Annotated in this window: 10 protein-coding genes; 8 read left to right on the top strand and 2 right to left on the bottom strand. The window is 68.4% G+C overall.

Annotated elements, in window-relative coordinates:
* Positions 1 to 30 precede the first annotated feature (30 nt).
* Positions 31 to 2,826, bottom strand: a complete 2,796-nt coding sequence (locus ACM2ZB_RS02395) for a beta-glucosidase family protein (protein WP_416057273.1) — start codon at positions 2,824 to 2,826, stop codon at positions 31 to 33.
* A gap of 334 nt (positions 2,827 to 3,160) precedes the next feature.
* Between ACM2ZB_RS02395 and ACM2ZB_RS02390 the strand changes: the two genes are divergently transcribed.
* Together ACM2ZB_RS02390 and ACM2ZB_RS02385 are read left to right on the top strand one after the other, a co-directional pair.
* Positions 3,161 to 3,595: a VOC family protein gene (locus tag ACM2ZB_RS02390; RefSeq protein WP_416057272.1), complete on the top strand. Its 435-nt coding sequence runs from the start codon at positions 3,161 to 3,163 to the stop codon at positions 3,593 to 3,595.
* A 282-nt stretch (positions 3,596 to 3,877) separates the two neighbouring features.
* On the top strand, positions 3,878 to 4,582 hold the full coding sequence (locus tag ACM2ZB_RS02385; protein ID WP_416057271.1) for a helix-turn-helix domain-containing protein: 705 nt from the start codon (positions 3,878 to 3,880) through the stop codon (positions 4,580 to 4,582).
* 9 nt (positions 4,583 to 4,591) lie between these two features.
* Here ACM2ZB_RS02385 and ACM2ZB_RS02380 read toward each other — a convergent pair whose 3' ends face one another.
* Positions 4,592 to 5,482 carry a sterol desaturase family protein gene (locus ACM2ZB_RS02380; protein WP_416057270.1) on the bottom strand — a complete coding sequence of 297 codons (891 nt, stop codon included), beginning with the start codon at positions 5,480 to 5,482 and terminating at the stop codon, positions 4,592 to 4,594.
* Between the two features lie 200 nt (positions 5,483 to 5,682).
* Between ACM2ZB_RS02380 and ACM2ZB_RS02375 the strand changes: the two genes are divergently transcribed.
* From ACM2ZB_RS02375 to ACM2ZB_RS02350, 6 genes are all read left to right on the top strand, one after another.
* Entirely contained in the window at positions 5,683 to 6,588 is a 906-nt protein-coding gene (locus ACM2ZB_RS02375; RefSeq protein WP_416058605.1) for a LysR family transcriptional regulator, read from the top strand.
* Positions 6,589 to 6,680: 92 nt separating this feature from the next.
* The gene (locus ACM2ZB_RS02370; RefSeq protein ID WP_416057269.1) at positions 6,681 to 7,331 is read left to right on the top strand and encodes a DsbA family oxidoreductase; all 651 of its coding nucleotides are present in this window, start codon (positions 6,681 to 6,683) and stop codon (positions 7,329 to 7,331) included.
* Positions 7,332 to 7,367: 36 nt separating this feature from the next.
* Positions 7,368 to 8,375: a cyclase family protein gene (locus tag ACM2ZB_RS02365; RefSeq protein ID WP_416057268.1), complete on the top strand. Its 1,008-nt coding sequence runs from the start codon at positions 7,368 to 7,370 to the stop codon at positions 8,373 to 8,375.
* A gap of 308 nt (positions 8,376 to 8,683) precedes the next feature.
* Positions 8,684 to 9,304, top strand: a complete 621-nt coding sequence (gene imuA, locus ACM2ZB_RS02360; RefSeq protein WP_416057267.1) for a translesion DNA synthesis-associated protein ImuA — start codon at positions 8,684 to 8,686, stop codon at positions 9,302 to 9,304.
* A gap of 9 nt (positions 9,305 to 9,313) precedes the next feature.
* The gene (locus ACM2ZB_RS02355) at positions 9,314 to 10,723 is read left to right on the top strand and encodes a Y-family DNA polymerase (protein ID WP_416057266.1); all 1,410 of its coding nucleotides are present in this window, start codon (positions 9,314 to 9,316) and stop codon (positions 10,721 to 10,723) included.
* Positions 10,724 to 10,727: 4 nt separating this feature from the next.
* Positions 10,728 to 13,838 (top strand): error-prone DNA polymerase, encoded by a 3,111-nt coding sequence (locus ACM2ZB_RS02350; protein WP_416057265.1) that lies wholly within the window; start codon positions 10,728 to 10,730, stop codon positions 13,836 to 13,838.
* Positions 13,839 to 13,877 lie beyond the last annotated feature (39 nt).

The raw sequence follows: 13,877 nt of genomic DNA, 5'->3' as shown, positions 1-13,877 counted from the left end.
CGTGTCTTCAAGCATCAACAACCCGCCGTATCAGCGCAGCACCTGCTCCACCAACTGCACATCCACGCTCTGCAGCGGCTCGGCCGCATTGCGCGACAGCTGCACCTGATAGGTACCACCGTCGATCTTCCACTGGCGGGCCTGCGCATCGTAGTGGGCCAGGGTCTTCGGCTCGGCTTCGATGCGGATGCGGCGCTGCTCACCCGGCTGCAGCTCGACCTTGTCGTAGCCGATCAGGCGGATCGGCGTGGTGCTGCCGGCCGGCAGCTTCAGGTACAGCTGGGCGACGTCGGCACCGGCACGCTTGCCGGTGTTGCGGATGTCGACGCTGGCAACCAGACGCGAACCTTCCACGCTGACCTTCAGGTTTTCATAGGCGAACGAGGTGTAGGACAGGCCGTGGCCGAAGGCGAAGGTCGGGGTCAGGCCCTTGGCCGCCATCCACTTGTAGCCGACGTTGGCGCCTTCGATATCGAAATCGAACACATCGCCGAACGGCTTGGCCGGCTTGAAGCCGAGGCCGTCGATGTGCGGGCGCGGCAGCTGCGATTCGTCCGACACCCAGGTCACCGGCAGGCGGCCGGACGGGTTGGCCTGGCCGGTCAGCAGCGCGGCGATGCCTTCGCCACCGCGGATGCCCGGGTACCAGGCCTGCAGCATCGCCGGCACCTGCGCCAGCCACGGGGTACGCACCGGGCCGTTGGTTTCCAGCACCAGCACGGTCTTCGGGTTGGCCTTGGCGACCGCCGAAATCAGCGCGTCCTGGTTGTCGGGCAACTGCATGTCCGGCAGATCCACCGATTCGGCCGCCCACTGGGTGGCGAACACGATGGCCACGTCGGCCTGCGCCGCCGCCTTGGCCGCGGCGGCCGCATTGGTGCCGTCCACATACTCGATGGTCGCATCCGGGCGCGCCGCACGCAGCGATTCCAGCGGCGAGGACGGGTGGAAGATCACCGGGCCCGGCCAGGTGGTGGGCATCACGCCCGGCACCGCGTTGGTGCCCTTGGCGGTCACGCCCACCATCGACGAACCGCCGCCACCGATCACGCCCTTGTCGGCGTGGCCGCCGATGATGACGATGCGCTTCACGCTGTCGGCCAACGGCAGCAGGTTGCCTTCATTGCGCAGCAGCACGCTGCCCTCTTCCACCGTGCGCTGGGCAACGGCGAAACCGGCTTCGGCATCGACCTTCTGGTGCTGCGGCGGATTGTCGAAGTTGCCGTGCAGGAACATCGTGCGCAGGATGCGCGCGACCATGTCGTTCAGGCGCGCCTGCGGCACCACGCCGCCGTGCACGGCCAGGCGCAGCGGCTCGTCGAAGAACACCGCCGCATCGAACACTTCACCGGCCGACTGCTGGTCCAGGCCGGCCAGCGCCGCCTTCGAACCACTGTGCACGCCGCCCCAGTCGGACATCACGAAACCGGGGAACTTCCACTCCTGCTTCAGCACCTGGTTCATCAGGTAGCCGTTCTCGCAGCCGTAGGTGCCGTTGATCTTGTTGTACGAGCACATCGCCACGCCCGGGCGGCCGGCTTCCAGCGCGATCTCGAAGGCCAGCAGGTCCGACTCGTGCATGGCCTGTTCGCCGATGCGCACGTCGTGGAAGTTGCGGCGGGTCTCCATGTCGTTCAGCGCGAAGTGCTTCATCGAGGAGATCACGTGCTGGCTCTGCACGCCCTGGATCAACGCGCCAACCATCGAACCGGCCAGCAGGGGGTCTTCACCGGCGTATTCGAAGTTGCGGCCGTTGCGCGGGTCGCGCTGCAGGTTGACGCTGCCCGACAGCAGGATGTTGAAGCGCTGCTGCCACGCCTCGCGGCCCATGGTGGCGCCGCCGGCGAAGGCCACTTCACGGTTCCAGCTGGACGCGGTGGACGGGCCTGACGGCATGGCCGTGGCGAAGTCGCCCGGACGGATGCCACCGGGATTGGTCACGCCCACGCCAGCATCGGCCGACTGCTGCGCCGGAATGCCCAAGCGCGGCACCGCCGGCACGAAACCGGCCGAACCCACCGCGCCTTCCGGCAGCGGTCCACCATCCTTGCCCAGCCCGAAGTAGCTGTGCAGCATCTGGAATTTCTCGTCTTCGGTCATCGCCTTCAGCAGCAGCGCAGCGCGCGCATCGGCGTTGAGGGTGGTGTCCATCCACGGCCGTTCGCCGCCCTTGTCGGCCACATAGGCCAGGGTCAGCAGGGTGGCGCGCAGGGTGCTGCCGTCGATCTTGAACGGCGCGCTGCTGGCCGCCTGGAAGCCATCGCTGAAATAGCTGGCATCGGCTTCCAGCGCCACGCGGGCGGGGTCGAAGCCGGCGGCCTTGGCCGAATCGGCCGCCACTGCACCCAGCAGCACGGCCGGCGCACCCAGGCGCGAACGCGAGACCAGGGCCGGCAACTGCGTGCCACCCGCCCCCGCATCGGTATAGACGGCCACGCTGTGGCGGCCATCATCCAGGCGCAGGTAGTTCAGGCCCGGCTGGTCGGGACCGGATTCGGCGGCGATCGGCAGACGGGTCAGCACGGCCTGGCCCTGCTGGGTCTGGCCATCGTCCTTGCCGGCAGCGATGAAGCGGTATTCGTAGCCCAGGCCATCGGCCAGCAGCTGCAGCGGATCGACCTGGCCGATGCCACGCTGCACCTGGCGCACGCTCACCGCGTCCACCTGCAGGGTCTTCAACTGGGCGGCCAGAGCGGGCATGGCATCCGGCGCCGGCGCCTGTTCCAGGGTCAGCACGGTGAACGCGGCGGGGTCGGCCCAGGCCGGGGTGGCCAGTGCGGCAGACAGGGCCAGGGACAGGGCGAGCGGCTTTGTAAACGTTTTCATCGGCGGGCGTAATTCCGTTGCCAAGGCAATCGGTCCAGGGAAAGTGCCGCCGAAGGGTGCAGCGTTCATGCCGCGCGGGCGTTGCCAGGCAACGCACCGCAGGCCGAAGGACGGACCGGTCTGCGCGCGGGACCCTCCTCCCGGCGTGACAACCTGCCTGCCCGGGCCGCAATGCGACCCATCTTGTTAAGATTGTGCGAGGGCGTTGATGGCTGTCAACAGGACCTAAGTCACAGGCGGCGGCCGCAGCCTGGTTATCAGGCCATCACCGGCGGTCATCAGTGGGCCGCGGGCGCATGCCGATAATGGGAATCCCCGGCGATGGACCGAGCCCATGAACGTACACCGCACCTTCGACCAACTCTGGCGCGACCGCTGTGATACTTCCAGCCAGCGCAGCCCACGCGTGCTGATCCGCGTGTTCGTCGCCCCCGGCGAACTGGAGCGCAGCGTGGCGTTCTACGAACAGCTGCAGGGCGTGGTGGCCGACGCCGGCTTTCCGTTTCCCGATGCCGGCCTGCGCCTGGCCATGGTGGGTGCGTTCCTGCTGATCGAAGGCAGCGACGATGCGCTGGCGCCGTTCACCTCCACCACCGGCACCCTGCTGGTCGATGATGTGCGGCCCTATCACGACCGGTTGGTGGCGGCCGGGGCCGAGATCATCTTCCCGCTGCAGGTCGTGCCCACCGGTGCGGCATTCAATGCGGTGCATCCCGATGGCACGGTGGTGGAGTACGTGCACCATCGCCCGGACCCGCATGGCCGGTGAGGGGACGGCCGGGCTGCCGCCCGGCACCCGCTGACGTCAACATCAACGTCAACGTCCACGTCAAAAGCCTGCATTCCGTGGGATGCCGGGGCACTGTGGGTCTGCGGGGACGGCGCAAGTACGTCCATGTAGCCTTGGTCGCCGCATCCATGCGGCTTACACCCCGCACACCCACAGTGCCCCGCCTTCGACAGCTCGCTGGTGGCCAGTAGGTCCACGCCATGCGTGGATGCTTTTCAAATCAACACGCGATATTCGATTCCGGTGGAGATCCATCCACGCATGGCATGGATCTACAATTGCGCCATGCCCCACCCCGCCCTGCCCTGGACCGGCACGCTGCTGCTGGATGCACACACGGCCCTGCTGCAGGGCCACGCCGGTGACAGCGGCACGCACGCGCACTATGCCCACCAGCTGCTGATCAGCGATGGCGCACCTTGGCAGGTGGAAATCGACGGCGTGGCACGGCACGGCCAGCGCCTGTGGCTGCCCTCCTTCGTACCGCACGCCATCGTTTCGGCGCCACAGGACGGCTGCACGCTGTTCCTGGAACCGACCCACGCTGATCTCGAGCAGATCCAGCAGCAGCTGCCCACGCTGCCCACCGACATCACCGCCCTGCGGGAACGGCTGCCGCAGCTGAGCCGTGCGCAGGCGCTGGACCGCCGCGTGCAGATGGCGCTGGAACGCATCACCCAGCACCTGCCCGGCCCGGTGCCCGCCGCCGATATCGCCGGCGCCGCACATCTGTCCACCAGCCAGCTGCACCGGCGCTTCCAGTCCGACCTGGCAGTGACCCTGCGTGGCTGGGTGCTGTGGCAGCGGTTGCGCATCGCTCTGGCGCATCATCTGCACGGGCACACCCTGACCGCCAGCGCGCACACCGCCGGCTTCGCCGATCTGGCCCATCTGTCGCGCAGCCTGCGCCGCATGTTCGGCATCGGGGCGGCTCAACTGCAGGGGCTGCAGCTGCGCGCACGCTGAAACGCCCCTTCAACGGCGGCGGCGCAGGCCTTCAGGCAACCCGGGCACCGGCCCATGCGGCAGCTCCCGGAACGGCGCCAGCAGCTGCCCGGCATAGCAGCGCGGATAGTCAGGCTGGCTGCCGATGCCCAGGTCGCGTGTGCCCAGCCGGTAGCCCGGTGCAGCAAAGGCCGTGCCCAGCAGGTGGTCCCAGACCGTCAGGAACAATCCGAAGTTGACGTCGCCCGCCGTGCCGTAGCGCATGTGGTGGAAACGGTGCAGTGGCGCCCAGGCCATCACCCGGCCCAGCACGCCGGGACGCATGTCCACGTTGGAGTGCTGCAGCAGCAGCTGGATGGCGATGGCGAAGGCCAGCACCGCCGCCACCGGCAACGGCAGGCCCAGCAGCAGCAACGGCAGCACCCCACCCACCGCTTCGGCAGCCTGGTGCAGCGGGTGCTTCATCAGACCGTTGAAGCCGTACATGCGGGTCACGCTGTGGTGCACCGCATGCAACCGCCACAACCAGCCGATGCGGTGGCTGGCGTAGTGCACCAGGGTGATGCCGAAATCGGCAGCCACGATGGCGACCAGCACCTGCAGCGCGAACGGCCACTGCACCGGCCACGCCTGCCACGGAATGATCGCCGCCAGCAGCGGCACGGCCGCGATCGACAGCAGGTTCAGGCCTTCGTTGACCAGCGCATGCAGGGTGTCACACAGGCGGTCGCCGTGATCGTGGTTGAACGTGCGGTCGTAGGGCCAGATGCGCTCGGCGGCGAAGGAAACCGCAATGGCGACGGCCAGCAAGGCCAGCAGCCACAGCGGGTCTCCCTGGAAGTGGCCGACCCAGGCGATGGCAGCAGCAACGAAGCCAAGCAGGAACAACGGGGCATACAGGCGGAGCAACCAGTGCTTCATGGGAAACCCGGGAAGTGAGGGGCCTGCAGGGTGGCGCGGCTGGTGGGTTGCTGGCTTGAACAAACCGCGCAACCCGCGCGCACCTGGTAGACGCCGACCGTGGTCGGCGCCGCGTGTCCCACATCCACGCACGGCGTGGATCTACTACCTGACGCGTGATGTGGATCTACAATGGCGCCTTCATCGCGCCCGGGGCCGGCATGGATTCCTTCAACCTGATGCGCGCCTTCCGCCGCATCGTCGAACGCGGCGGGCTGGCCCGCGCTGCCGAAGACCTGGGCATGTCGCCTGCCGGCCTGAGCAAGCAGCTGCGCACACTGGAAGCACACCTGGGCGTGGTCCTGCTGCAACGGACCACGCGGCGCATGAGCCTGACCGAGACCGGCCATGCCTACTACCGCGAATGCTGCCGCCTGCTGGACGAGCTGGACGCACTGGAACGCGGCATTGCCGAACAACGTGGCGAGGTGGCCGGGCGACTGCGGGTGAACGCACCGCAGTCGTTCGCGCTGAGCACGCTGTCGCCGTTGCTGCCGCGCTTCCTGCAGCAGCACCCGAAGCTGTCGCTGGACCTGGTGATGGAAGACCGCCTGCTCGACGCCGTCGGCGAAGGTTTCGATGTGTCACTGCGGCTGCGCGCCGAACTGGATGACTCGCGGCTGGTGGCCCGCCGCCTGGCCTCGCTGCAACAGGTGCTGTGCGCAGCCCCATCCTACCTGCAGCAGCACCCTGCACCGCAGACGGTGGATGAGCTGCAGGCACACAGCGTGCTGGCCTACAGCCTGTCCGATCCGCCAGGCAGCTGGCCGTTGCTCGGCCCGGATGGGCAGGTGACGATCACCCTGCCGGCGCGCGTGACCGTCAACAACAGCCTGCTGCTGCGCGACCTGCTGGTGGCCGGCATGGGCATCGGCGCGCTGCCTTCGTTCCTGGCGGCACCGGCGCTGGCCCGTGGCGAACTGCAGCAGGTGTTGCCCGACCATCGCTATCCGCCGCGCTTCGTGCATGCGGTCTATCCCACCTCGCGCCACCTGCAGCCCAAGGTGCGCGCCTTCATCGATTTCCTGCACGCCGAGCTGCCCGGTTGCGCTGGCTTGGATTCGTAACCGCCAGCGAAAACTGAGCTGCCCGCGGCGTGCTGTTTCAGCCCTGCCGCGCTGCCTACTCTGCCGCCTCCCCTCTCACCGATGGCAGGCAGATGTCTTCCGTTCCTTCCCTCGCCACCGCCGCGCCGGTGGTCGATTTCTTCCACGACGTGGTCTGCGGCTGGTGCTTCGTGCTGGCCCCACGCCTGCAGCAGGTCTCCGCCGAACTCGGCATCCAGGTGCGTCACCGCAGCTTCGTGCTGCAGGATTCGCGCACACGGATGATCGAGGTGTTTGGCTCGATGCAGCGCGCCAAGGCGATCATCCTGCGCCACTGGGCCGACTGCGCTGCGCATGAAGATACCGCGCGCATCGATATCGAAGGCATGCGCGCACAGGACTTCGAGTATCCCTCCGGCTGGCTCGGTGCGCTGGCCTGCCAGGCCGCCGGCATGCTCGGCGGCAACGACGCCCATGGTGCGATGTTCGATGCCGTGCAGTGGGCGCACCTGCACCAGCACCGCAACATCGGCGATGCCGAAGTACTGCTGGATATCGCCGAATCGCTGGGCCATCCGCGTGGCGCCTTCGCTGACCACATGCGCAGCGACGTAGTACGCCAGCGCGTGCAGGCCGATCGTGCCGAAGCCGCGGCACTGGACATCCGCTCCATTCCCACCGTGATCGGCGGCAACGGCCTGCGCCTGCAGACCCTGCCGCTGCCACACCTGCGCCAGGCCCTGGCGCCCCTGGTCGCGGCCTGAGCCGCACCCTCCCCCACCCTGCAAGGAGATTCCCCCATGACCCCACGTCCCCTGGCTGCCGCGCTGGCCCTGCTGCTGGCCGGCACCGCCGCTTCCACCCCCGTGTGCGCGCACGAACGCGTTCCCTCCGGCCAGCAGGTCGGCACCAGCCCCTGGGGGCCGAAGGACGAGATCGGCCGCCTCAACCTGATCACCGAGGCCTCGCGCGCGGCGATCCTGTCGCGGGTCAGCGGCGGCAAGGCCTATGACCTGGCCACCGAATACTACGTCGGCATGCCCAGCTGGCAGGATGCCGGCGACCCGCACTACCAGTTCTGGATGACCCACACCCCGCGCGGCACGGTGGTGGACGACCCCATGGGCGTAGGCGAAGCCATGAACCTCACCCGCAGCTACACCGGCACTGCATTCTCGATGTACAGCCACACCGGCACCCACATCGATGCACTGAACCACTTCGGCATCCACGGGAAGATCTGGAACGGCTTCGAGGCCGACAAGTACCTGGGCGACCGCGGCTGGAATGTCACCGGCATCGAGAAGTTCCCGCCGCTGATCGCCCGTGGCGTGCTGATCGACGTGGCCGGCGCCAAGGGCATGGACATGCTGCCGGACAGCTACCGCGTCACCCGCCAGGACCTGAAGGATGCGCTGGCACGCCAGCACGTGACGCTGCAGCAGGGTGACGTGGTACTGATCCGCACCGGCCGCATGCGCCTGTTCGAACAGCCGAAGGCCTACATGGCCAACCCGCCGGGCATGGGCCTGGACGCGGCGCGCTTCCTGGTTGAGGACAGCGGCGCGATGATCGTCGGTGCCGACAATCTCAGCTTCGAGACCTTCCCCTCGGAGGTGTCCGACGACTACGTGCCGCTGCACACCTATCTGCTGGCCCAGCAGGGCGCACCGATCATCGAGCTGGTGGCGCTGGACGAACTGGCCCGCGACCGGGTCTACGAATTTGCCTTCATTGGCGGCCCGCTGAAGATCCGCGGTGGCGATGCCGCACCACTGCGACCGGTTGCACTGCCGGTCCACCCGTAACCGGGGCCTGTGGGCGCCGACCTTGGTCGGCACCGTTCTCCCATCCACGCATGGCGTGGATCTACCGAACTGCGGCATGGATTTGTCGGGGCTCTGTCCAGTAGATCCACGCCATGCGTGGATGCCTTACCCCTTCAGCAACCTGAAATCCGCCCCTCCAATTTCATTAGTAATTCTACTCACAAGACGAGTAGCATGTCCGGTCTCAGCCCTTGATACCGGCCTGTCGATACTCGCTCCATGTCCGCCGTTTCCGTCCACTTCTGTCGCATTCAGCCCGCCCTGTGCCTCCTCTGGAGGACCGGCTGATGGGGGCCGTCGTCGCCCTCGACCGCCTGCTGGATGGCCGCCAGCTATGGCGCGGCCCGGCGCGCCATGGGCCGGCCAGCGACCATCTGGCCAGCGGCCACCCGGCCCTGGATGCCCGTCTGCCCGGCGGCGGCTGGCCCGCCAGCGGCCTGTGCGAGGTACTGCAGGCGGCCCCCGGCGTGGGCGAACTGGCCCTGGTCTGGCCGGCACTGGCCCGGCTGAGCCAGCGCGACCGGCCCATCGTGCTGGTCGCCCCGCCCTACCGGCCGCATGCCCCGGCCTGGGCCGCAGCCGGGCTGGACCTGGCCCAGCTGCAGATCATCCAGGCCGCGCCGAAGCAGGCCCTGTGGGCGGCCGAACAGTGCCTGCGCTCGGCGGCCTGTGCGGCCGTGCTGTGCTGGCCACAGCCGCAGCAGGCCGATGACCGTTCGCTGCGCCGCCTGCAGGTGGCCGCCGACAGCGGGCAGTGCCTGGGCTTCGTGTTCCGCGATGTGCGTGCCGCGCGCAATCCCTCCCCGGCCAGCCTGCGCCTGCAGCTCGACCACGGCCAGGTGCGGGTGCTGAAGTGCCGCGGCGGCCTGCCACCGGCGCAGCCGCTGCCGCTGGCCATCGCCCACTGAGGCCGCGCCATGCACTGGGCCTGCCTGTTGTTGCCGCAGCTGGCGCTGGACAGCGTGCTGCGCGTGCAGCCCGACCCACAGCGGCCGCTGGTGCTGCTGCAGGGGCCGGCGCAGCGCCGCGTGCTGCGCGCGATCAGCCCCGCCGCGCGGGCGGCCGGCCTGCGCCCGGGCATGCTGCTGTCGGCCGCCCAGGTACTGGTGCAGGACCTGCAGCTGCACGACTACGACCCCGCCGCCGAACAGCACACCCGGCAGCTGCTGGCCAGCTGGGCCTATGCCTACAGTTCGCAGGTCAGCCTCGATTTCCCGCATGCGCTGGTCATGGAAATCGGCGCCAGCCGCGCCCTGTTCGGTGATTGGCTGAAGATCGAGCAGCGGTTGCGCAGCGAACTGCACGAACTTGGTTTCCGCCACCGCCTGGTCGCCGCACCCAACCCGCATGCCGCGCGCGTGCTGGCCAACGTGCACGACGGCCTGGGCATCGATGCACAGCAGCTGCCGGCCGTGCTGGCACAGCTGCCCTTGCCGCGCTGCGGCCTGCCCGCCGAGGCGGTCACCGTGCTGGCCCGTTCCGGCCTGCGCACCCTGGGTGCGGTGCTCGACCTGCCGCGCGACAGCCTGGCCCGGCGCTTCGCACCCGACGTGCTGCAGCAGCTGGATGCACTGCGTGGCCTGCCCACCGCACCGCTGCGCTACTACCAGCCACCCGACCGCTTCAATGCACGCATCGAGTTCGAATACGAGATCGAATCCAGCCAGGCCCTGCTGTTCCCGCTGCGGCGCCTGCTGCTGGATCTGGCCGCCTTCCTGTGTTCGCGCGATGGTGGCGTGCAGCGCTTCGATCTGTACTTCGAACACGACCTGCTGCCGGCCAGCGTGCTGACCATCGGCCTGCTGGCACCCGAGCGCGATGCCGCGCTGCTGTTCGAGATCGCCCGCAACCGCATGGAAGCCTTCGCCCTGCCCGCCGGCAGCCGGGCGCTGCGCCTGCAGGCCGAGCACCTGCCACCGTTCGTGCCGGCCGCGCGCGACCTGTTCGATACCCGCCCGGCACAGGCGATGCCATGGACCCAGCTGCGCGAGCGCCTGCGCGCACGGCTGGGCGACGACGCGGTGCAGCCGCTTGCGGTACAGGCCGACCATCGCCCCGAGCGTGCCAGCGGCACCCAGCCGCCCGCCAAGCCACCCGCGTACTGGCCGCTGCGTCCTGGCTGGCTGCTGGACACGCCGCACCCCCTGCGCGACCCGCGCCTGCGCGTCGTCGCCGGGCCGGAGCGGATCGAATCGGGCTGGTGGGACCAGGCCGATGCACGCCGCGACTACTACGTGGTGGAAACCGCGAACGGCCAGCGCGGCTGGGCCTTCCGCCCCCGCAACGACCCGCATGCACCGTGGATGCTGCACGGTTGGTTCGGCTGAAGCCATGCACAGCGAACTGCCCGGTTACGCCGAACTGCACTGCCTGTCGGCCTTCAGTTTCCAGCGTGGCGCATCCACCGCCGACGAACTGTTCGCGCGCGCCGCCGGCCAAGGCTACCGTGCGCTGGCGATCACCGATGAGTGCTCACTGGCCGGCATCGTGCGCGCCTGGCAGGCGGCGAAGACACATGGCATCGCCCTGGTCATCGGTACCGAATTGCAGATCGAGGACGGACCGAAGATCGTCCTGCTGTGCACCGACCAGGATGCCTATGCCAGCCTGTGCCAACTGATCACCACCTGCCGGCGGCGCGCGGGCAAGGGCGAATACCGCTGCCTGCGCGAGGATCTGCACGGTCTGGCCGAGGGCCTGCTGTGCCTGTGGCTGGACCGCCAGCCCGATGCCGGCCACCTGCCGCTGCTGCGCAGTGCCTTCAACGACCAACTGTGGCTGGCGGTGGAACTGCACCACGAACACGATGATGTGCGCCGCCTGCAGCAGCTGCAGGCGTTCGGTGAACGCCACCAGCTGCCCCTGGTGGCCAGCGGCGATGTGCACATGCACGTGCGCCGACGCCGCGCCCTGCAGGACACACTGACCGCCATCCGCCACCGCTGCAGCGTGGCCGAAGCCGGCTGGTGCCTGTTTCCCAACGGCGAACGCCACCTGCGCCCGCGCACCTCCCTGGCCCAGCTGTATCCCCCCGCGCTGCTGGCCGAGAGCGTGCGCATCGCCGAACGTTGTCATTTCACCCTGGGCCAGCTGCAGTACACCTACCCGCGCGAACTGGTACCCGAAGGCCACGACCCGGACAGCTGGCTGCGCGTGCTGGTCGAGCGCGGTATCCCCTGGCGCTGGAAGGACGGCATCCAGCCGGCGCAGCGCAGGCAGATCGAGCACGAACTGGCGTTGATCAAGCAGAAGAATTACGCCTCGTACTTCCTCACCGTGCAGGACATCGTGCGTTTCGCCCGCAGCCAGGACATCCTCTGCCAGGGGCGTGGTTCGGCGGCCAATTCGGCGGTGTGCTTCGTGCTGGGCGTCACCGAGATCGACCCGGCGCGCAGCAACCTGCTGTTCGAACGCTTCATTTCCGAAGAACGCGATGAGCCACCGGACATCGACATCGATTTCGAACACGAACGCCGCGAGGAAGTGCTGCAGTACGTGTTCAACCGCTATGGCCGCGAGCGTGCCGCACTGACCGCCGTGGCGATCAGCTACCGCGGCCGCAGCGCGATCCGCGATGTGGCCCGTGCGCTGGGCCTGCCGATGGACCAGGTGAACGAACTGGGTGCGGCAATGGATCACTGGGGCGGCCACGTCCCGCTGCCGGACACCCTGCGCGAGCGCGGTTTCGATCCGGAAACACCGCTGATGCGCAGGCTGCTGTCACTGACGGCCGAACTGATCGATTTCCCCCGCCACCTGTCGCAGCATCCGGGCGGTTTCGTGATTTCCGAGCACCCGCTGTCGACCCTGGTGCCGGTGGAGAACGCGGCCATGGCCGGGCGCACCGTCATCCAATGGGACAAGGACGACCTGGATGCCACCGGCCTGATGAAGGTCGACTGCCTGGCGCTGGGCATGCTCACCGCCATCCGCAAATGCCTGGCCATGCTGCAGCAGCACGGTCTGCACGAAGGGCGCATGGATGCCATCCCTGACGATGACACCCCCACCTACGACATGATCAGTGCCGCCGACACCATCGGTGTGTTCCAGATCGAATCGCGCGCCCAGATGGCCATGCTGCCGCGCATGCAACCACGCAACTTCTACGATCTGGTGATCGAAGTGGCGATCGTGCGCCCCGGCCCGATCCAGGGCGACATGGTGCACCCCTACCTGGAACGCCGGCGGATCCTGCGCGAGCAGGGCCCCGAGGCCTTGAACGACCCGGCAAACCCGCTCTACCCGCCGCAGCTGGAGCGGGTGTTTGCACGCACCCTGGGCGTGCCCCTGTTCCAGGAACAGGTGATGCAGCTGGCCGTGGATGCCGCCAACTACACCGCCGGCGAGGCCGATGCCCTGCGTCGTTCGATGGCGGCCTGGAAGCGCCGCGGCGGGCTGGAACCGCATCGCGAAAAGCTGCTGGCCGGCATGCTGAGGAACGGCTTCAGCCGCGAATACGGCGAACACCTGTTCGAGCAGATCAAGGGCTTCGGTGACTATGGCTTCCCGGAAAGCCATGCCGCCAGCTTCGCCCTGCTCACCTATGCCAGCTGCTGGCTGAAGTGCCATCACCCGGCCGCGTTCACCGCCAGCCTGATCAACAGCCAGCCGCTGGGCTTCTACACCCCCGACCAGCTGCTGCAGGACGCACGCCGGCATGGCATTACCGTGCTGCCGGTGGACGTGCGCCACAGCGACTGGAACTGCACCCTGGATTTCAGCAAGGGTGCCGCGGCCATCCGGCTTGGCCTGCGCCTGGTTGATGGCTGCAGTGAAACGGCGGCACAGACCATCATGGGCGAGCGTGCACGGCGCCCCTTTGATGATGTCGGCGACCTCTGCCAACGCACCGCGCTGGACCGGCGCCAGCAGGGCCTGCTGGCCGATGCCGGTGCACTGCGTGGGCTCAGTGGCCATCGCCATCGTGCACGCTGGGATATTTCCGGCGTGGAAAACCGCCTGCCCCTGTTCGACCAGGCCCGTGCCACCACCGAAGCACGCGTGCCCCTGCCGCTGCCCAGTGCATGGGAAGACATGCAGGCCGATTACCGCAGCACCGGCACCACCCTCGGCCGCCACCCGATGTCCTTCCTGCGCACGCAGCTGCGCAGCCGTGGCTGCCTGGATGCAGCACAGCTGGCCGGTCACGGCCATGGCCGCCGCGTGCGCATCGCCGGCCTGGTTCGCATGCGCCAGCGCCCGCAGACCGCCAGCGGGGTCACCTTCCTGACCCTGGAAGACGAGACCGGCATGGTCAACGCGGTGGTCTGGCGGCACCTGGCCGACCGCCAGCACCGCGTGCTGGTCGATACCCAGCTGATGCAGATCGATGGCCGCCTGGAACGCGTCGATGGCGTGCAGCATGTCATCGTGCAGCGCATGCACTGCCTGGATGAACTGCTGCAGGGGCTGCGCAGCCACAGCCGCGATTTCCACTGATGCAGTGGACGGCGAGCGCGCCGGTATCCAATCGCGTCC

This window comes from Stenotrophomonas maltophilia, assembly GCF_047782825.1.
Classification (GTDB): Bacteria; Pseudomonadota; Gammaproteobacteria; order Xanthomonadales; family Xanthomonadaceae; genus Stenotrophomonas.
This window is presented reverse-complemented; position numbering and strand designations above follow the sequence as displayed.